Source organism: Rheinheimera sp. SA_1 (assembly GCF_001669775.1).
GTDB lineage: Bacteria > Pseudomonadota > Gammaproteobacteria > Enterobacterales > Alteromonadaceae > Pararheinheimera.
The window spans coordinates 382,886-403,337 of the sequence record NZ_LXWK01000016.1 but is presented as its reverse complement, the minus strand read 5'-3'; the positions used below and the strand labels follow the sequence as shown (position 1 = coordinate 403,337).

18 protein-coding genes are annotated in these 20,452 nt (G+C 48.4%); 10 read left to right on the top strand and 8 right to left on the bottom strand.

The features are described 5' to 3' along the window. The first annotated feature begins 23 nt into the window (after nt 1-23). Entirely contained in the window at nt 24-2,285 is a 2,262-nt protein-coding gene (locus A5320_RS13770) for an aminotransferase class V-fold PLP-dependent enzyme (protein ID WP_231916735.1), read from the top strand. Nucleotides 2,286-2,375: 90 nt separating this feature from the next. On the opposite strand, the gene A5320_RS13765 is transcribed toward A5320_RS13770, so the two are convergent. Continuing rightward, complete coding sequence (locus A5320_RS13765) at nt 2,376-3,077, bottom strand: ChrR family anti-sigma-E factor (RefSeq protein WP_068065775.1); 702 nt, start codon at nt 3,075-3,077, stop codon at nt 2,376-2,378. Continuing rightward, nucleotides 3,061-3,720: a sigma-70 family RNA polymerase sigma factor gene (locus A5320_RS13760; protein WP_082971770.1), complete on the bottom strand. Its 660-nt coding sequence runs from the start codon at nt 3,718-3,720 to the stop codon at nt 3,061-3,063. The genes A5320_RS13765 and A5320_RS13760 overlap by 17 nt, the downstream gene beginning before the upstream one ends. A 195-nt stretch (nt 3,721-3,915) precedes the next feature. Here A5320_RS13760 and A5320_RS13755 point away from each other — a divergent pair, with 195 nt between their 5' ends. Further along, complete coding sequence (locus A5320_RS13755; protein WP_068065772.1) at nt 3,916-4,521, top strand: FMN-dependent NADH-azoreductase; 606 nt, start codon at nt 3,916-3,918, stop codon at nt 4,519-4,521. 289 nt (nt 4,522-4,810) lie between these two features. Next, nucleotides 4,811-7,279 carry a S9 family peptidase gene (locus tag A5320_RS13750; protein WP_068065769.1) on the top strand — a complete coding sequence of 823 codons (2,469 nt, stop codon included), beginning with the start codon at nt 4,811-4,813 and terminating at the stop codon, nt 7,277-7,279. Between the two features lie 83 nt (nt 7,280-7,362). On the opposite strand, the gene A5320_RS13745 is transcribed toward A5320_RS13750, so the two are convergent. Continuing rightward, entirely contained in the window at nt 7,363-8,109 is a 747-nt protein-coding gene (locus A5320_RS13745; RefSeq protein ID WP_068065766.1) for a pseudouridine synthase, read from the bottom strand. Between the two features lie 164 nt (nt 8,110-8,273). Between A5320_RS13745 and A5320_RS13740 the strand changes: the two genes are divergently transcribed. Continuing rightward, complete coding sequence (locus A5320_RS13740) at nt 8,274-8,948, top strand: RluA family pseudouridine synthase (RefSeq protein WP_068065765.1); 675 nt, start codon at nt 8,274-8,276, stop codon at nt 8,946-8,948. Nucleotides 8,949-8,979: 31 nt separating this feature from the next. Here the strand turns inward: A5320_RS13740 and rrtA are convergent, their stop codons facing one another. Beyond that, nucleotides 8,980-9,585, bottom strand: a complete 606-nt coding sequence (gene rrtA, locus A5320_RS13735) for a rhombosortase (protein ID WP_068065764.1) — start codon at nt 9,583-9,585, stop codon at nt 8,980-8,982. A gap of 154 nt (nt 9,586-9,739) precedes the next feature. On the opposite strand from rrtA, the gene ggt reads away from it, so the two are divergent. Beyond that, nucleotides 9,740-11,491: a gamma-glutamyltransferase gene (gene ggt / locus A5320_RS13730; RefSeq protein ID WP_082971769.1), complete on the top strand. Its 1,752-nt coding sequence runs from the start codon at nt 9,740-9,742 to the stop codon at nt 11,489-11,491. Nucleotides 11,492-11,521: 30 nt separating this feature from the next. Next, nucleotides 11,522-12,268: an enoyl-CoA hydratase-related protein gene (locus tag A5320_RS13725; protein WP_068065759.1), complete on the top strand. Its 747-nt coding sequence runs from the start codon at nt 11,522-11,524 to the stop codon at nt 12,266-12,268. 74 nt (nt 12,269-12,342) lie between these two features. On the opposite strand, the gene A5320_RS13720 is transcribed toward A5320_RS13725, so the two are convergent. Together A5320_RS13720 and cysK are read right to left on the bottom strand one after the other, a co-directional pair. Next, nucleotides 12,343-12,786, bottom strand: a complete 444-nt coding sequence (locus A5320_RS13720; protein WP_068065757.1) for a hypothetical protein — start codon at nt 12,784-12,786, stop codon at nt 12,343-12,345. A 107-nt stretch (nt 12,787-12,893) separates the two neighbouring features. Then, nucleotides 12,894-13,862, bottom strand: a complete 969-nt coding sequence (gene cysK / locus A5320_RS13715; protein WP_068065755.1) for a cysteine synthase A — start codon at nt 13,860-13,862, stop codon at nt 12,894-12,896. A gap of 139 nt (nt 13,863-14,001) precedes the next feature. Between cysK and A5320_RS13710 the strand changes: the two genes are divergently transcribed. The 4 genes from A5320_RS13710 to A5320_RS13695 all read left to right on the top strand — a co-directional run bounded on the left by A5320_RS13710 (nt 14,002) and on the right by A5320_RS13695 (nt 18,387). Continuing rightward, complete coding sequence (locus A5320_RS13710; RefSeq protein WP_068065752.1) at nt 14,002-14,847, top strand: AAA family ATPase; 846 nt, start codon at nt 14,002-14,004, stop codon at nt 14,845-14,847. A 4-nt stretch (nt 14,848-14,851) separates the two neighbouring features. Continuing rightward, nucleotides 14,852-16,027 (top strand): vWA domain-containing protein, encoded by a 1,176-nt coding sequence (locus A5320_RS13705; RefSeq protein ID WP_068065749.1) that lies wholly within the window; start codon nt 14,852-14,854, stop codon nt 16,025-16,027. A 125-nt stretch (nt 16,028-16,152) separates the two neighbouring features. Continuing rightward, nucleotides 16,153-17,175 (top strand): RDD family protein, encoded by a 1,023-nt coding sequence (locus tag A5320_RS13700; protein WP_068065748.1) that lies wholly within the window; start codon nt 16,153-16,155, stop codon nt 17,173-17,175. A 90-nt stretch (nt 17,176-17,265) separates the two neighbouring features. Then, nucleotides 17,266-18,387, top strand: coding sequence for a beta-ketoacyl-ACP synthase III (locus tag A5320_RS13695; RefSeq protein WP_068065743.1), 1,122 nt, complete (start codon nt 17,266-17,268; stop codon nt 18,385-18,387). 35 nt (nt 18,388-18,422) lie between these two features. Here the strand turns inward: A5320_RS13695 and A5320_RS13690 are convergent, their stop codons facing one another. Then, nucleotides 18,423-18,725 carry an isoamylase early set domain-containing protein gene (locus A5320_RS13690; protein WP_068065740.1) on the bottom strand — a complete coding sequence of 101 codons (303 nt, stop codon included), beginning with the start codon at nt 18,723-18,725 and terminating at the stop codon, nt 18,423-18,425. Nucleotides 18,726-19,003: 278 nt separating this feature from the next. Further along, on the bottom strand, nt 19,004-20,386 hold the full coding sequence (locus A5320_RS13685) for an L-serine ammonia-lyase (RefSeq protein ID WP_082971768.1): 1,383 nt from the start codon (nt 20,384-20,386) through the stop codon (nt 19,004-19,006). Between the last annotated feature and the right edge of the window lie 66 nt (nt 20,387-20,452).

The window sequence follows — 20,452 nt, the reverse complement described above, 5'->3', positions numbered from 1 at the left end:
CATTCGGTTATAAGGGGCATCCAGTGTCTGAATCTACCACAATCACCGCAGGGCTGCGCCAGCAAGAAGTTTATCTTGACAATAATGCTACCACGCCGGTTTTACCTTGTGCTGCCGCAGCTGTGTTGCATCATATGCAAACCGTATTTGGCAACCCAAGCAGCAGCCACAGTACTGGCATTAAAGCCAAAGTGGAGCTTGAAACGACCCGGGCTTTGGCCAGGCAGGTGATTGGTGCAAGTAGTGGTCAGATTGTATTTACCTCTGGGGCAACCGAAGGCATCCAGAGTTCAATTGTATCGGCATTACTGGATGCCCGTAGTCGCGGGCTCACCGGCCCTGACGTGTTGTTATTGTATGGCGCAACCGAGCACAAAGCGGTGCCGGAAAGCCTGAAACACTGGAACCATGTATTACAGCTCGGTGCAACCGTGAAAGCCATCCCGGTCGATCACCGCGGTTTATTGGATGTTGCATTTATCCGTAACCATGTCGCTGATGCGGCGATGATTTGCACCATGGCCGCTAATAACGAAACCGGTGTTAAACAAGATTTGGAGTTACTGCAGCAGGTGATCCGAAGTGCCAATCCAACAGTGAGCTGGATGGTGGATTGTGTCCAGGCATTGGGCAAAATGTCGTTAGATATTGCCAACACCAGTATCGATTACGCGCCTTTTAGCGGCCACAAGCTATATGCACCCAAAGGCATTGGTTTTTTGTATGTGCGCCATGGGGCGCCTTATCAGCCGCTGATTGCCGGTGGTGGTCAGGAAAGCGGTTTACGCTCCGGCACTGAAAACTTACCGGGCATTGCCGCATTGCACGCTATTTTTACCGAACTGCGTAAAACGACTGGCTCGGTGTTTCAGCCAGAATCCGTGTTGTGGCAGCATCGCGAGGCATTGCTCTGCGCATTACGTCAGGTCTTCCCGGCGATGGTGTTAAATAGTAATGAACCTGACATTGTTCCGACCACCATCAATTTTTCGGTACCGGGCTTTTACAGCAAAGATATTATGGATTTATTTGATGCAGCCAGTATTCGGATCAGTTCCGGCTCTGCCTGTAGTTCAAAAATTCCGACCAGTTTTGTGCTGGATGCGATGGGGCTGCCGGCATGGCGCAGTCAGGGAGCAATCCGGCTATCGTTTGGTCCGGCGATGACACCGCAAGAATGCCAGCAAGCCTGCACAGCAATTGGCCGGTTAACGGCGATAGTGCAGCAATGTTGTCTGGTACTGTCGGATGCACAGCCGTTGGCGGATTTGGCCATGAGTGGCCTGACGCAGTTAAAACACGAAAATTTATGCAGTTATCTGCTGGTTTGTGCCGACAGTCATCAAGCGGTGATCATCGATCCGGTGGCTCCGCTTGCCAATCGTCTGGCCAACATGGTGCAAGGGCAGGGCTTGCAGTTGGTTGCGGTACTGGACACCCATTTACATCAAGACCGCAGCTCAGCCCGCGATGATTTAGCAGCGTTGTTACCACTGTCAGAACCCCAACAAGTTGATGAGCTTGGCTGGCCAATCGGTCGGGCGCAGATTAATTGTGGCCAGTATCAACTGACATCGATGGCTACGCCGGGCCACAGCCATGACAGCCGCAGTTATCTGTTGCAGCAACATCAACAGACAGTCGCGGCTTTTGTTGGTGATTTATTACTGCCTGGTGGGATTGGCCGGTTAGATTTGGCAGGCTCGGAACCTTTGGCGTTCGCCAGCAGTGTTCGGACGCTGTTGACGAAAGTTGGCGCTGATACCCTGTTATTGTCGAGTCATGATTATGCCCAGCGTTTTTTCACGACCTGGCGGTTAGCACAAGCAGAACAACCGCTGTTAACCGAAGTGGTACAGGCACAACAATGGTCGGCAGCCTGGACTGCCACCCTGCAGGCGCAAAGTGAGCAGCTTTGTGCGGCCAACAGTTACCAGTGTGGTGTGGTTGAAGTCAGTTGGTCCGATGCCAAAGCTGTGGTTGATGCTCCGCAGGTGCAACAATTTTTGGCGGAATATCCACTGACAGTGGTGGTTGATGTGCGCGAGCCTTACGAACAAAGCGCTGGTCAGCTGGATCAATATCTGCCAACAGGCGTTAATATTCAACACTGGCCGTTATCAAGGCTGTGTGATGCCTTGATTAGTTCAGCGTTAACGCCGGATCAACGCTTATTATTGGTCTGTCGCTCTGGCAATCGCAGCCTGGTCGCCGCAAAAGTACTGAACCGGGCCGGTTTTTCCGAAGTGTACAATCTTAAAGGTGGCGTGGCGATGCTAAGTTAAGCGGCCTTAAGGTTCGCTGATATCTTATAAAAAAAACCGCGCCTTAGCGCGGTTTTTGCTTTTTAGCTTTACCAGTTCAGCTTTACATATTTAGTAAAAGAATCGCTGAAGCGGGTTTAACAAACGCGTCAGACCTTGTTTAAATTCTAGCGGCGCTGTCAGCACCGACAAACACAAACAGGGTTCATGACTGATATTTTTTGGGGTATGGGTATGATCAGGCGTGTTAATAATCAAATCGCCGGCGGCATATTTACCCATTTCGTCAACCATTTCACCAGCCAGCACCAAGGTAATTTCCAAGCCTTTATGTGTATGTAACGGCACTTCGGTATTCGATTCAATCAACAGCAAAGACAGATGGTTATCATCACCTGATGGCAATTTTGCGGTCGCGATGCCGCCCAGTTGTAACCATTTTTTCCGCTTTGCCGCCAGTCGTTGCAAGCTGCGCGGGATTTCAATCCGATGTTGCCCTTGCTCGATATGCGTCGCGACTGTCTCGGACTCTGTGCTCGACGCTGTTTCAACTGAGCCCTGGGTTGTTGTGGCAGCGTCCGGACTCAGGATCTGCTGCAGCATCTGTTGCCACTCTTCACCGTCAGCACTCGCGGCGCTCTGCTGGGCTAACTGACAACCGATATCGGCTTCGATATCATGGCGCAATTGCTGGCAATGCGGGCAAAAATCAAGATGTGCTGCGACCACCAGCGACAATTCAGCAGCAAGCGTGCCTTCGGTATATTGTTCCAGCAAACTCAGGCTGGGATGGAATTTAACTGCGTGGGCCATCGATTGCCTCTCTTAATCTGTCTAACGCCAACCGGATCCGTGATTTAACGGTGCCAAGCGGGATACTTAATTGTTCTGAAACTTCCTGATGGGATAGCTCATCAAGATAAACTTTTTCCATCACCAGCCGTTGCGCCGGTGGTAACGCATGAAAATGCGGTGCAATTTTTTCGGCGATCAGGTACAGGTCCCATTGTTGGCTATGGCTGCCTTCTTGCTCCGGATAATCGCCATCACTCCATAAATCGTCGGCGCTGATATCATCTTTGCGGCTTTGTTTTTTCCGCAGCATGTCAAAACGCACGTTGCGCGCTATGGTAAAAATCCAGGTGGAAGCACAACCGCGGCTGGCATCAAACAATGCAGCTTTTTGCCAGACATTGAGCATGGTGTCCTGCACCATTTCCATTGCCTGTTGTTCGTTGCCGAACATCTTGATGCCAAAAGCTCGGAGTCTTGGTGCAAAATATTTGAACAGTTCCGCATACATCTTTTTATCGCGATGTACCGCAATCACGTTAAGTGCTTCTTCCCATTGTCCCAGCTCTATGCTTGGGGAGGGATCTTGCTGAGCTATCATCGAGCTACCTTGGCGGGAAAATTCCACAGCATGATGACTGGTTAAGCCACATCTATCCAACATTTTATCTTTCCCTTAGCCGTTACTTACTGCGGCAAGCCGGTGCGAATTGCAATGTAGACTTATACGCGGCGACTTCAGGCTTGGATCTGAATTTCGTTAGATGAAAAAAATAGAATGATATCGGCAATTTAATGCGATATATATTCGTTTTAATAGGATTTATAGTGGTCGGACTTAACCAAAGGAACAACCACCATGAAAAACATCTTAATCGTAAATAGCTCAATCAGCGGCGAACAAGGCCAGTCAAATCAATTAATTGAAAACTTTTTACAAGCCTTAACGAGCGAAGCGACTGTGACCCGTCTGGATTTAAACCAGCAACAGTTGCCACATCTGGCGATGAGTGAAATCGCTGCCTGGATGACACCAGCCAACGACCGTACACCTGAACAAGCTGAAATTGCCGCTTTGTCTGATTTGAGCATCGCTCAGGTGCAAGCTGCCGATGTGATTCTGGTTGGCGTGCCAATGTACAATTTTGGTGTACCAAGTCAGCTGAAAGCGTGGTTTGACCGCATCGCCCGCGCTGGTATTACCTTTAAATACACCGAAACCGGTCCGGTTGGTTTGTTGGCGGATAAACCGGTTGTGTTTTTTGCAACCCGTGGCGGCATTTACAAAGATCTGCCACACGATAGCCAAACGCCATTTTTAAAAGCATTTTTTAACTTTATCGGCCTGAAAAACCTGCATTTTGTTTATGCCGAAGGTTTAAATATGGGAGCTGAATCAGCACAAGCTGCTTTAAGCGCCGCTAAAGCCCAAATTGGCGATTTAACCTCGCAACTGGCGGCTTAATCCACCATCTCACCCTTGTCAGCTACCTGGCTGACACTGAGTTCCTGCAAACCGCAACCTTGGCCTGGCAGATTTCAATGCTGTACGGCCGTTGGTTGCGGTTTTTTTATATTGTTTAGCGCAAAAATCATGGTGTCATGTTGATCAGGTCCTATGTAGTTGCCTGACAAGCAATAACCGCAGCCCTTTATCCTGCGAACTCAGCTAACAGCCGCAGATGGTTGAATTTCCGGACGGACCTTTGTATAAGAGAGGCACCCTAGTCCAGATCACATAGAAAAAAATCCAGATGACACAATTCTCCAAACCTTTGCTGGCTGTCACGCTCAGCGCAATTTTGCTGGCTGGTGCCAGTTTTTCCACTCAGGCGAAAGAGCCGCAAAGTTATCAACTGAACCCGGTACAAATTCAGGCCGCCACGAACGGCAACAAGCCGATGACGATGGAACAAGCCATGGCGCACCCGGATTGGTTGGGTCGTCAGCCGGAGGCCGCTTATTGGTCAGCCGACAGCCAGAGCATTTACTACCAGCGTAAACAACAAGGCGCTGAACTGCGTGATTGGTTTGCCCGGCCTTTAGTCGCCACAGACAATGGTCAACAGGTTGCATTAAATGAGCTGGATAATATTGGTGCTGCAGATCAACGTTTTTCCAATGACGGAAAATTTGTCGCCTGGACCTTTGAAGGTCAGGTGTTCGTCAAAGAAGTTGTTTCCGGCAAAATCAGTCAGTTAACCCGCAACCGCCAGCAACAAATGGATGTGATGTTTTTAACCGATGGCCGTTTGAGCTGGCGGCAGGACTGGGATTTTTATGGTCTGAATTTACAAAGCGGTGAATTATCTTTGCTGGCCAGTCTGAAAGCGGAAGCAGAACCTAAAGCACCGGCCATCCCGGACAGTTATCTGGCAAAAGAACAGCACAAATTAATTCAGTTCATTGCGCTGGAACACAAAAACGCGACCGATGCGTTTAACCAGCAACAACTAATTCAGCAGCAAAGTGATGTATTAGCGCCAGCCCCGGTTTATCTGGGTAAAGACGTCTCCATTGACAGTGCCAGTTTGTCACCCAAAGGCGATAAAATTTTGGTGGCATTAGCTGGCAAAAATGAGCGTAACAGCAAAGACATCATGCCAAATTATATTACCGCGACCGGTGATATTGCCGCACAGCCTGTACGTGCCCGGGTCCATGATCAAAAACCACAGCCGCATAAACTGGTGCTGGTTGATGTGCTGCACAACAAGCAATTTCCGCTCAGTTATGAATCCTTACCAGGCTTTGACGAAGATGTACTGGCGTCAGTAAAAGCTGAAAATGCCAAACGTCAGGGCAAATCGTACAGTTCGAAAAAAGCAGCACGTGACATTTCATTACTGAATGACTGGAGCTGGGATCAGTCGGCCATGCGCTGGGATCAAAGTGGTTCACAAGTGGCGGTGATGCTAAAAGCCTGGGACAACAAAGACCGGTGGCTGGCGACTGTTGATTTTGAAAGCAACAAACTGGTCAATCAACACCGCTTACACGACGATGCCTGGATCAACTACGATTTCAATAATTTTGGTTGGTATAACCAAGGCGCTAACCTGTACTTTTTATCCGAAGAAAGTGGTTATTCGCACCTGTATGTCAAAGCATTAAACGGCAAAGCGAAAAAGTTGACCAGCGGCACTTTTGAAGTCAGTCAGCCAAAGCTAAATCGTGCAGGCACAGCTATTTATTATCGCGCCAACCCAACACATCCGGGCATTTACAACGTTTATAAACTGGACTTAGCGGCTGAAAAAATCCAGCAACTAACAGCTTTGACCGGCAATCTGAGTTTTGATTTGTCTCCGGATGAAAGTCAGTTGCTGGTGCGTTATTCAACCTCAGTAATGCCAGAAGAGCTGTATGTGATGGCAAACCAAAGCGGCAGTGTGTTAAAACGCTTAACTTACACTGTTTCAGAACAGCTGACAGCGATGGCATTACAGGCACCGAAAGTAATTGCAGTGCCGTCGAGCCATGGTGAGCAGCCGGTGTTTGCGAAACTTTACCTGCCAAAAGATTATCTACAGGGTGAAAAGCGCCGGGCGGTGATTTTTAACCACGGTGCTGGTTATTTACAAAACAGTGATTTAGGTTGGTCGAATTATTTCCGTGAATTCTTTTTCCATCAAATTCTGACCCAACAAGGTTATGTGGTGCTGGATATGGATTACCGGGCATCAAAAGGGTATGGCCGTGACTGGCGCACCGCCATTTACCGCCAGATGGGTACCCCTGAAACTCAGGATTTGATGGACGGGGTGAAATGGCTGGTCGACAACACCAACGTTGATGTCGCACGTGTTGGTACTTATGGCGGCTCTTATGGTGGTTTTATGACTTTTATGGCGATGTTTACCCAGCCAGATCTGTTTAAAGCCGGTTCTGCGTTACGTCCGGTCGGCGACTGGGCTTATTACAATCAGCCGTATACGTCCAATATTCTGAATACACCAGATGTGGATCCTATTGCTTACGAGCGCAGTTCACCGATTTATTTCACCGAAGGTCTGAAAAACCAGCTGTTGATTAACGCGCCGATGGTGGATGACAATGTGTTTTTCCAGGATACAGTGCGGGTGGTCCAACGCTTGATTGAGCAGGAAAAAAATACCTTTGAAACCGCGATTTTCCCGGTTGAACCTCATGGTTTCCGCCAACCAAGCAGCTGGTTGGATGAATATCGCCGGATTTATAAATTGTTTGAACGTGAGCTGTAAGTTGTCGTGTTAAAAAACTAAAGTGACGCTAATGCCAGTGACGAAAGTGACTGGCATTTTTTTTTGCTAAGTACCAGTATTTATTACCCTTTCTTTTGAGTATTGTTTGGCTCTACCGGCTGTTGCAGTTGCAACAATGCTGCGGCCAGCTGCGCGGTGATGCCAAATGCACCCGGCTCAGGCGGTGCTACAAAACGCAAACGCTCGCCGGAATAAGGCTGATTTAACTCCAGCACCATCGCGTGCAATAATAACCTTGGCGCTGCCGCCAGAGCTTCGCTATGCGCATACAAAGCATCACCCAGGATCGGATGGCCAATACTTTGTAAATGCACCCGCAACTGATGGGCTCGGCCTGTCACTGGGAACAGCGCCACCAGCGCATGTTCATCAGCATCCGTCAAACATTGATAGCGGGTCAGGGCGGCTTTACCTTGAGCAAAACAGACTTTATTGCGTGGAGGGGCTGTTAAGTCTGCAATCAGTGGTAGATTGATTTCCGCTGCAACAGGGTCCGGTTGCCGCCAGACTCTGGCAAGATAAGTTTTATGCACCAACCGTTCGGCAAACTGCTGTTTTAGTGCAGCTTCGGCTTTACGCCGCAGTGCAAACACCACCAAACCTGAGGTCGATAAATCCAGTCGGTGCACTAATAATGCCGTCGGAAACTGTGCTTGCACCCGCGTCAGCAAACAATCTGCCAGATGTTCACCTTTGCCCGGATTGGTCAGCAGCCCACTGGGTTTGTTTACTACCAGCAGATCTTTGTCCTGAAAAACAATTTCAAGATTGGTGACTGGGGGTTGATAGTTAAAATTGTCGTTGGTCATAAAGTACTTGTGTTGAATTGAGAAAAACCTGTTGGGCGCTTATAAGTTGCCTCACTAGTTAAAGCCTGGCAAGAGCAGGTGAGGATAGGCGCAGCCCTGGCGCTCTGGCATAATACGCTTTTCTTCAGCTGTCTACCGCAGCATCTCTCTGACTGGCGATATTTGTGACTGATTTGATTGAAGCGTTAAAAATACTGACCCCAACCTTGGAACCCTGGCAACTGATCTATCAGGATGATCAGCTGTTGGTCGTGAATAAACCAGCGATGTTACTTACCGTACCAGGTCGCCACCCGGCCAATTTTGACTGTCTGGTCAGTCGGGTGCAACAACAATTCCCAACGGCACAAGTGGTGCACCGGCTTGACTATGATACGTCAGGGCTGGTGATTTTGCCGCTGACCAAAGCTGCATTATCGAATATCAGCAAACAATTTCAGGCCCGCACTGTTCACAAACAATACCAGGCGTTGGTACAGGGCGAAGTTGACCCCGCCAGTGGCAGTATTGATTTGCCGATAGCAGCAGATCCAGCGCGTCGGCCGCTGTATAAAATTTGCCAGCAGCAGGGTAAACCATCGTTAACCCATTATGAGCTGATAAGCTACGACAGTAGCCACGATCTCAGCCGCCTGCTCTTAAGCCCGGTGACCGGGCGCTCGCATCAGTTGCGGGTGCACCTGTTAAGTCTGGGTCACCCGATCATTGGTGATACATTATATGGTGATGCAAAAAATCAGGCGCAAAGCCCAAGGCTTTGTTTGCATGCGGCAAGTATTGAGTTTTGCCATCCGGTGAGCGGTAAGTTGCTGCAGTTTACCGCTGCAGCTCCTTTTTAGCGGTTTTTGCAGTGCGATTGACGGCTAAAGCTTAGCCCGCTGGTGCTTGTTCACCAGCTTCGGCAAATCGCCGGACAAACAACGAAGTGGCATACAGCAACAGACCAATCACCGCACCATAGATATGCGCATCGGTAGCCACTTCAGCATCAATCAACGTCACCACATCCTGACTGGCGCCTTGCCATTGTTCCCAAATCACTTTACCAAACACTGCGGCTAAAATTAACCAGCCGCTGCTCCATTGGCGCTGAATATCAATACAACAACCACAGACCAATAACGCATGTAACCATCCAGATAAGCCAACATAGATACTAATTTGTGGGCTCCAGAACAACAAAGCTAACCCAATCAACACACAACCCAGCAGTAAATTTACCACCAGTTGTAACGGCCGGTAATACATGCCGTGTAACAACATGATGAGTAACAGCCCACCCAGATTCATCACTAAGTGCCAGGTGTTGGTATGCATAAAATGACCAGTCACAATCCGCCACCATTGCCCTTGATATATGGCACTACGGTCAAACTCCAGCCACGGCGTTAGTTCCTGTCGCAACAGATGCAGGACAATTAAAAAAACTGCTAACGATAAGCCGGCAACGGGTAATTTGGAGAGGCGATCATGCATCAAGATTTGGATCTCTTTCGGTAATCGATTGCAAAAGGAATAACAAAAAAATGTTTCTGTATCAGTCTTATCTTAACTTATTTTTAGCTGGCATTGATCTGTTTGCGACAGATAAGTTATGGTTGTCCCTTCTTGCGAAAAGATTGGAACACCCATGAAGTTTTTAGTACCGTTGATGAACCTGAGTTGTTGTTTTGCCTTAGTTTTTTCTTCATCAGTTTTATCAGCACCGTCCAGTAATAAAGCGACAGATCCGGAAGCCGCGACCGGAATATCACAAAAAGTCCGGGTTGACAGTACCAGCGCGATGGTTGTCAGCGCTAATCCACTGGCAACGAAGGCCGGACAACAAATCCTTGCTGCAGGCGGCAGTGCCACCGATGCTGCCATCGCCGTACAGTTAATGTTGGGTTTAGTCGAACCACAAAGCTCCGGCATCGGTGGTGGTTTGTTTATGCTGCACTTTGATCAGTCGCAGAAAAAACTGCAGACCATCGACGGCCGCGAAACCGCTCCAGCGGCAGCGCATCCGGACTGGTTTAAAGTCGACGGCAAAACACTGGACTGGAGATCGGCTTATGTGGGTGGCAAATCAGTCGGCAGTCCTGGGGTCATTCGGGCACTTTTTGATGCGCATCAGCGTTGGGGCAAATTACCCTGGGCGCAATTGTTTGCACCGGCCATTCAAACGGCGGAGCAAGGCTTTGTCGTTTCACCACGTCTGGCAAAATTGCTTTTCCTGTATCAGGACGGCGGTTTATCACGCTTCGCCGCGTCCAAAGATTATTTTTACCCAAAGGGTAAGCCACTGCCAGCTGGTCATCTGCTCAAAAACCCTGCTTATGCGGCACTGCTGAAAAAAATCGCCAGCCAGGGACCCACGGCATTTTATCTGGGTGACAATGCGAAAGCTTTAATCGCGACCGTGAATCTGGCAGCGGTGAATCCGGGCCACCTGAGTGCTGCCGATTTGTCCGGCTACAAGTCAATTGAACGGACACCGATTTGTCAGAGTTACCGCAAGCTTAATGTGTGCGGAATGGCACCACCAAGTTCCGGCAGCCTTGCTGTGCTACAAATTCTTGGGATGTTGGAGCAATATGATATTGCTGCAATGCCAGTGAATTCGGCAAAAGCGTTGCATTTATTTGCGCAGGCCAGCCGGCTGGCCTTTGCTGATCGCGAGCGGTTTATCGGAGATCCGGCCTTTACCAAGGTACCGGTAGAAGGATTGCTGTCCGGTGATTATTTGCGAAAACGTGCCGCGCTTATTGGAGCACAGGATGCCCAACATGTGTTATCAGGTGAGCCGGAAGGTGCTACTGCGCTCAGTAGTTCACAAGCGGTTGAGTTTGAAAACACCAGTCATTTTTCCATTGTTGACGCCAAAGGCAACGCGGTCAGTGTGACGACCAGCATTGAAAATGCTTTTGGATCCGGTTTGTGGGTCAATGGTTATTTGCTGAATAATCAACTGACGGATTTTTCGCTGGAGGCCAGTGTAAATAATTTGTTAGTTGCAAATCGGGTCGAAGCGAACAAACGTCCACGATCTTCTATGGCGCCGATGATGGTGTTTAATCAACAAGGCGAGTTGGTGATGCTGGCCGGATCGCCAGGTGGCAGCCGGATCATTAACTACGTGGCCCAAGCGCTGGTGGCCATGATTGACTGGCAACTAGACCCGCAGCAAGCGGCAGATTTACCGAAAGTGACCCACCGCAACGATTTTTTGGCGCTGGAGCAGGGGACTGATCTTGAAGCATTATTACCAAAAATGCAGGAATTAGGATATCAGGCCAAAATGGTTGAACTGAATAGTGGATTACACCTGATCAAAAAGTCGGCCACTGGCTGGCAGGGAGGCGCCGATCCTCGCCGTGAAGGTCAGGCACTTGGGCTTTAATCGCGAATTCGTAGGAAAGGAAGTATCACAATGAGCATTCTGATTGAGCAACAAGCGCAAGTGTTAACGTTAACACTTGCCAGACCGGACAAGAAAAATGCGCTGTCGAGCGCGATGTATTTGCAACTCACCCAGGCACTGCGTGAGGCTGAAACTGATCATAATATCCATGTGATTGTGCTGCGCGGGCAGCCAGATTGTTTTTGTGCCGGTAACGATTTAGCCGATTTTGTGGCCGCTGGTGCTTTGAATGCCGAACACCCAACAGTGATGTTTTTGCATCAGCTGAGTCAGTGTACCAAACCGGTGATTGCTGCCGTGGCAGGTTTGGCAATTGGGATTGGCACGACGGCTTTGTTGCATTGTGATCTGGTGTACGCGGCGCCGGATTGTCGGTTTCAAATGCCGTTTACCGCACTTGGTCTGTGTCCGGAAGCTGCATCCAGCTTGTTATTACCAAAATTAATGGGTTATCAGAAGGCGGCGCAATATCTGTTATTGGGTGAGGCCTTTGGAAGCGCAGAGGCAGAACGATTTGGCCTGGTGAATCAGGTGGTCAACAACGACCAGTTATTTGCCTTAGCGGCAGAAAAAGCGTTAAAGCTGGCTGCTTTGCCGTCAGAAGCCGTGATGCAGTCGAAGAAATTATTACGTCAGCCGCAACAGCAATTAGTACAACAAGTGTTGCATCAGGAACTGGCAGTGTTTGAACATCTGCTGCAAACTGATGACTGCCAGCAGGCTTTACAACGGTTTTTTCAACGTAGCAAAAATTAACTGTTCGGCAGCGAATCACAGGCGCAAGTGTTACAACCCGGTGAATCAACTGCTGTGCACCATCAGCAGTTGAATTAAACCCCAGCGCGGGCAAAAGGATCGGGTTTAATTTCAGAAATCAGCCATTTGCCTTTTAATGCGACCATCTTCACCATCCGCATATCCACTCTTTTTCCACCGTCATAAGTGCCGGTAAAAATCAGCATCACATCAGCTTTATCGGTATAAAACTCACGCACGCTTTTGTTGGTGTCTTCGATAGTAATGGTCACTTCATCAAATTTCATATTCAGCAAAGTGCGGCTGGCCGCTTTGGCTGAAGTAAAACTTTGTAGTACCCGGCCTAAAGTAGGCACAGTGTATTTTTGCGCAGTTTTTAAATCATTGTTCACCAACAAAGCTTCAAAGAATTTAACCGCGATTTGTTCCGGTACTTCTGCGCTGTCGGTGGTACTTGAGGGGGCTGAGTCGCAGGCACTTAGCAGCAATAAACTAAAAAAAAGGATCAAAGCGCGCATTGTAAAGCCTCAGAGCAATCAGGAATTTTGCTGAAGTTTGCTGCTTTTTTAGCTATCTGTAAAGTAAAAGGCCACCGAAGTGGCCTTAGATTCCATCCAAGATATTGTTACGCGGTGAGTTCCTGTTCGGTAAACACATCGGCAAATAAGGCACTGGATAAATACCGCTCAGCTGCAGAAGGCAGTATGACCACGATATTTTTACCGGCAAATTCCGGCAATTCCGCCAGTCGTGCTGCAGCCACTACAGCAGCACCGGATGAAATACCACCCAGAATGCCTTCTTCTTTCATCAGGCGATGCGCCATTGCAATCGCTTCATCATTGGTGACGGTTTCAACCCGATCAATCAGTTCTAAATCCAGATTGCCCGGAATAAAACCAGCGCCAATACCCTGAATTTTATGCGGACCTGGTTTTAATTCAGCGCCTGCCAGTTTCTGACTGATCACCGGTGAATCGGCAGGTTCGACTGCAACGCTAATCAAAGGATGTTTTTTCTCGAGTTTGATATAGCGGCTAACGCCGGTAATGGTACCGCCGGTACCTACACCTGCCACGAAAATATCAACCTTACCATCAGTATCGTTCCAGATTTCAGGACCTGTGGTATCAAAATGGATTTGTGGGTTGGCTGGGTTTTCAAATTGCTGTAACAACAGGTATTTATCTGGATCTGAAGCCTGAATTTCTTTGGCTTTTTCAATGGCGCCTTTCATGCCTTTGGCGCCTTCGGTCAGGACCAGATTCGCCCCTAGAGCTTTAAGTAATTTGCGACGTTCCAGACTCATGGTGGCTGGCATGGTTAAAGTCAGCGGGTAACCGCGGCTGGCGGCAACAAAGGCCAGCGCAATACCAGTGTTACCTGAAGTAGGTTCGATCAATTCTTTACCAGGACCAAGCAGACCTTTTTTCTCGGCATCCCAAATCAAGGCTGCGCCTAACCGGCATTTCACACTAAAACTCGGGTTACGCGCTTCAATTTTGGCGTAAACGTTGCCTGTGGTGACGCGTTTCAGTTTGACCAGCGGGGTGTTACCGATTGACAATGAGTTGTCTTCATAAATTTTAGCCATGCTAAGCTCCAGCATATTAAGGTGTAGCTTCAGCATAACCGCTGTATCTGAAAATTAAAGAAGTGTTTTGGTATAAGTTATGCCGTCTTTTATTTCTAAATGATTGGTTATAAAGAAGTGGTTTTAAAAAGGATATCCAATGAGTTTTCAAAGTAATGAGCAATATATTGTTAGCGCCGAACTGGCGCTGGCCGTCAATGCAGCAATTGCGCTGGAAAAACCGCTGTTGATTAAAGGCGAACCTGGCACCGGTAAAACCCAGCTGGCACTGCAGCTGGCCAGAAGCCTGCAATGTGATTTGATCCAATGGCACATCAAGTCGACCACCAAAGCGCAACAAGGGTTGTATGAGTATGATGCGGTGTCACGTCTTCGCGACAGCCAGCTTGGTGATAGTAAAGTGCATGATATTGCCAATTACATCAAACCCGGCAAGTTGTGGCAGGCCTTTACTGCAGGGAACAGACCCATTTTATTGATCGACGAAATTGACAAAGCCGATATCGAATTCCCTAATGATTTACTGCATGAACTAGATCAAATGGCGTTTGATGTTTACGAGACCGGTCAGACTATCAGCGCAAAACAACGGCCGATCGTGATCATCACCTCAAATAACGAAAAAGAATTACCTGATGCCTTTTTGCGGCGCTGCTTTTTTCATTACATCCGCTTTCCGGATAAAGAGGCTTTGGCGCAAATTGTTGATGTGCATTTGCCGGATCTGCGCCGTGACTTGCTGAGCGAAGCACTGGAGCTGTTTTTTGGCTTACGCGAGATGTCGCAGCTCAAGAAAAAACCTTCGACCTCCGAGTTAATCGACTGGCTAAAATTGTTGGTGGCAGAACAAATTCCGGCAGAAACTCTGACGCAGAGTAAGCAACAAGGTGGTTTGATGCCGCTTTACGGTGCATTGCTGAAAAACGAGCAAGATGTCGCTTTGGTGGAAAAGCTGTTGTTTATGGCAAAACGCGCAGGACGATAAGCCAATGTTGATTGATTTTTTCTTGACGGTACGTCGTTATGGCGTGCCGGTCAGCATCACCGAATGGCTGGATTTACTCAAAGCACTGCAACAGCGGTTGGTGTTTGCAGATGCTGATGAGTTTTATCAGCTGGCACGCCTCTGTCTGGTGAAAGATGAAGTGCATTACGATAAGTTCGACCGTGCCTGTGCTGAATATTTTCACGGTGTTGCAGCGATTGATTTGGCCAGTGCGATTCCGGAAGAATGGCTATTGCCTGGGTTATTAAAGCAATTGTCCGATGAAGATAAAGCAGCGTTGCAAAGCCTCGGCGGCTTAGAAAAATTGCTGGAAGCTTTTAAGCAACGGTTAAAAGAACAGCAAGAACGCCACGCCGGTGGCAATAAATGGATTGGCACCGGCGGCAGTTCACCTTTTGGCGCTTATGGTTTTCATCCGGAAGGGATCAGAGTCGGCCAACAGGGCAGTGGCCAGCGCCGGGCTGTGAAAGTCTGGGATCAACGACAATTCAAGGACTTGGACAGTAAAGCTGAACTGAATAATCGCAGTATCAAGCTGGCGCTTCGACAGTTGCGGCGTTTCGCCCGTACCGGCGCGCAGCAGGAACTAGATTTAGCCGGTACCATTGCCGCCACCTCAAAACAAGCCGGTTGGCTGGATTTAAAGTTTCAAAATGAACGCCACAATGCAGTTAAAGTACTGATGTTGTTTGATATTGGCGGTTCGATGGATGACCACGTCGAACAGGTACAACAGTTGTTCAGTGCCGCCCATGGCGAATTTAAGCAGCTGGAATTTTTCTATTTTCATAATTGCGTTTACGAGCATGTCTGGAAAAGCGCCAAACGTCGGCCGCAGGATATGCTCGCAGTCGACACGCTCATTCACACCTATGGCGCTGATTACAAACTTATATTTGTTGGCGATGCGACCATGGGGCCATATGAAATCAGCTATCCGGGTGGCAGTGTTGAACATTTTAATGCGCTGGCCGGTGAAGTTTGGTTACAACGACTCCTCGGGCATTTTGCTAAAGCCGTCTGGTTAAATCCGCAACCTGTGGCTTGGTGGGCGCATTATCAGTCGATTGAATTGATCCAGCAGTTGATGAAGCAACGCATGTATGATTTGTCGCTGGACGGCCTGTCACAAGCTATTCGAACACTGCAACATAAGTAATTGGTTATAAAACAAAAAATGCCGTTTATCTCATGACTGAACTGTTTACAACCAATGGTAATCGTCAGTAAGATAACTTAAGAAAAGTGCAGCAGTTTTCAGAGCCGTCGGCAAGGACCAACATCATGCATCCAATCAACATTCCAGAGCCTGGCCAGGTGAATACCGACGTTGCACTGACTGCTAAAGAAACCCGTGCCATTGTTACCCCTTATGCTTTTCATGTCGATCCAGAGTTATTAGGCGTACCGCTGGCTAGTCCGGCGCGCCGGGGGGTAGCCATGGCGATTGATGGCTTCATTGTGCTGGGGTTGGCCAAAGCCAGTTTGCTGGTAATGTTGCCGTTGTTGGTCTATCTGGTGTGGTTGCGGCTGAAACTGCAAAAGTACGGGCAGGTGTTGTTATTGCTGCTGGCTGGTTTTATCGCCGTTGGATCTGCCGAATATGCACCGGAAATCTTGTTTGAAGCGCCGGAAAATACCACAAAGTCCAAAGAGCTGGATGTTGAAACTTCAGTGCAAATTGGCTTGGCTGCCGTGACGCTGGCAAAAGAAAGCTGCCACGACGGTTGTGTTGCCAAAGAACTCAAATCAGTGCGCCGGATGATGCAAAAAAATGAGATGAGTAAAGAAATGGCCACCGATGTACTGTCGGGTCTGCTCGAAAACAGTCAACTCACAAAAGAGCGCCGTGCGCAGATGCTCAAAGAATTGCTAAAAAATTATCCGATGTCGGAAGCTCAGGTAGCAGCAGTCGACGGTGTCAAACAGCAATTACCGGCGACCGATGCTTGGTATGTGCCTGATCCCGAAACCAAAAGTATTATGGAATGGGTCAAAGGTGTATTGCAGGATTTAGGCATTGGTTTTGGTTGGGCGGTGTTTTATTTCACCGCGCTGGTTGGCTGGACTAACGGTCAGACTATCGGCAAAAAGATCTGTCAGATCCAAATCGTCCGGCTGGACGGGATGCCCTTGGATTTGTGGCAGGCTTTTAGTCGGCAAGGCGGTTATGGCGCCGGTTTTGCCACGGGTTTGCTTGGTTTTTTGCAGATTTTCTGGGATCCAAACCGTCAGGCCATTCAGGATAAAGGCTCAGGTACCGTGGTGATCCGTTTAAATAAACCAAAACAGCCTTTGCATCATTGAGCCGCAGTTCGGTTATACTGGTACGACATCCCAAACAAGCGACCTGTCAAAGAGTCGTGTCCCAGACGAAGATAGCGCGGTGGAGTAATTATGAAAGATGTTGTGATCAGTGGCTCCGGGGTATTCACCCCAGCTTCAATTGTCACTAATGAAGAATTGGTGGCCAGTTATAATCAGTATGTTGATTTATTTAATGCCGAAAACGCAGCGGCCATCGCCGATGGCGAAGTGGCGGCGATGGAATATTCCAGCTGTGAATTTATTGAAAAAGCCTCCGGCATTAAATCGCGTCATGTACTGTACAAAGAAGGCATTTTGGATCCAAACGTGATGCAGCCGGTATTTGCCAAACGCGGCGAAGATGAAATTCCGGAAATGGTTGAAATGGCCATCGTTGCCGCCAAAGAAGCCATGGCGCAAGCGGGCAAAACCGCAGCGGATATAGATTTAATCATTTGTGCCGCCTCCAATATCCAACGCGCTTATCCAGCATTATCCATCGAATTACAACAACAATTAGGTGCGTCTGGTTACGCCTTTGATATGAACGTGGCATGTTCATCAGCTACTTTTGCTATCAGTAACGCCGTGAACGCTATTCGTGGTGGCATGGCGAAAGTGGTGCTGGTGGTGAATCCGGAATTTGCCTCACCACAAGTTAATTACACCAGCCGCGACAGCCATTTTATTTTTGGCGATGTGTGTACTGCGACCATTATTGAAGCTACCGATACCTGCACTGCGGACAATAGCTGGAAAATTCTCGGCATGAGTTTAAAAACTGAATTTTCCAACAATATCCGCTGTGATGTCAGTTACACCGATCATTGTCATCCGGAAGTTGACCCGCTGACGCCGTTTTTTAAACAACAAGGACGGAAAGTTTTTAAAGAGTTATTGCCGATCGTCGCCGATGTCATTTTGACTGAGATGGCCCGGTTAGATGTAGCGCCTGATGATCTAAAACGTTTGTGGCTGCATCAGGCCAATATCAATATGAATGTGTTTGCCGCACGTAAAATTCTTGGTCGCGAACCTGAGGCAGGCGAAGCGCCATTGGTTCTTGATACCTACGCCAATACCGCTTCGGCCGGTTCTATTATTGCATTCCACCAGAATAAACAAGGCTTAACCACTGGGGATAAAGCCGTGTTGTGTTCTTTTGGTGCGGGTTATTCGGTGGGTTGTTTAGTATTGGAACGTTTCCGCTAACTGCCATAAACCACACCGCTGAAAAAAGTCCTGCGTTAGACACGCAGGACTGAGTTTTGATCATAAGATACTGGCGATGGCACAAAACCATCGGCCTCTGCATCATTTTGCCACTGTGCACCATCAATTAAATAACGGAACTCAAATTGTTGATCGGTGGGTAAAGTGAGGGTGGTGCTGAAATCGCCATTTTTTTGCTTTTTCATCACAGCCGCCTCCCAGTTGTTAAATTCGCCAAGTACTGCAACGGATCCTGCTGCCTGAGCTTGCTCTGCGGGCACGACGAAGGTCACTTTGCATGCTGGTTTGGTTTTCAGATATTGTTTACTGATCGACATTTCCTGCTCCTTTTGGTGAAACTTCTATAGCCCTGAGTTCCAATCCTGCTGATGGAACCTTTTCAAGCTAGCACAAAACTACGCTCAAAAAAAAGACAATTATGCGACACAAAGGTTGCAATCGTATGCTGAAAGTAGTGATGAAAGTCGACAGTATGTGAGACAAGGCGGGCTGTAGCAGTAGATCAATGCCAGCAAACGATAGTTAAATGTGGGGGCCAGTGTCATTTGTTAACAAAGTTTACAAATGACACTGACCCCCAATATTCAACAGCGGCTTAACACTCAATAATATTCACGGCAAGGCCGCCGCGTGAGGTCTCTTTGTATTTACTTTGCATATCGCGACCGGTATCCCACATGGTTTTGATCACTTTATCCAACGACACTTTATGCTCGCCGCTGCCGCGGACAGCTAAACGTGAGGCGTTGATAGCTTTAACTGCACCCATGGCATTGCGCTCGATGCATGGTACCTGTACCAGGCCGCCCACCGGGTCGCAAGTCAGGCCAAGGTTGTGTTCCATGCCAATTTCGGCAGCGTTTTCAACGTTTTCTACCGAACCGCCAATAATTTCAGTCAAAGCACCAGCCGCCATCGAACAAGCCACACCGACTTCGCCCTGACAACCTACTTCTGCGCCAGAAATTGAGGCATTTTTCTTGTACAAAATACCAATGGCTGCTGCAGTTAACAGGTAACGGCAGTAGATATCTGGCGTGACTGGTTGCACGAATTTATCGTAATACATTAAAACGGCGGGAATAATGCCGGCGGCACCGTTCGTGGGTGCTGTGACAACACGACCTCCAGCGGCGTTTTCTTCGTTCACCGCAAGGGCAAATAAGTTCACCCAATCCATTGCCTGCAATGGATCTGAAGTTTTTTCCGCACAAAGTCGACGGTGCAGGGCTGGCGCACGGCGTTTGACCTTTAAGCCGCCTGGTAAAATACCTTCGGTGCGAATACCCCGTTGTACACAGTCGAACATGGTTTGCCAGATAGCACCAAGTTCTGCTTGAATTTGACTCTCAGAGCGCAGGACTTTTTCATTTTCCATCATCAAACCGGCGATGGACAGACCGTGTTCTTTACAAAGTGCCAACAGCTCAGCGCCACTTTCAAATGGATATGGCGGTGGATTGTTGGCAGCAAATTGACTAGCCGCCTCTTTTTCCTGCGAAAAATCTTCAGCGCGAACAATAAAACCACCACCAATCGAGAAATAAATTTCGCTATGGATGATTTCTTTGTTGCTGTTCAGTGCAATCAGCTCCATGCCGTTGCTGTGCTCTTTGAGCGTTTTACGGCGATGAAAGATAATCGCGCCTTCCCGCGGGAAATTAACCAGCTGTTTGCCATCGAGATTAATTTGTTGGCTTTCATCAACTTGTTTAAGAATGCCAGGTATTTGATCCGGATCGCAATGCTCGGGTAAGTTGCCCGCCAGACCTAAAATAACTGCTTTGCCGGTGCCATGGCCAACACCGGTTTGGCCTAAAGAGCCAAATAACTCGACTTTGACGCTGTGCACCTGAGACATCAATCCGACTTCTGCCAGATTTTCGGTGAATTTTTTTGCGGCGCGCATCGGGCCTACGGTGTGAGAACTGGACGGGCCTATGCCGATGCTAAACATATCAAATGCGCTGATAATCATGAATTTAACTACTTTGGCTAAAAATGTGGCCCCATTGTAGCGGAACCGGCTCAGTTCTGTAAGTCA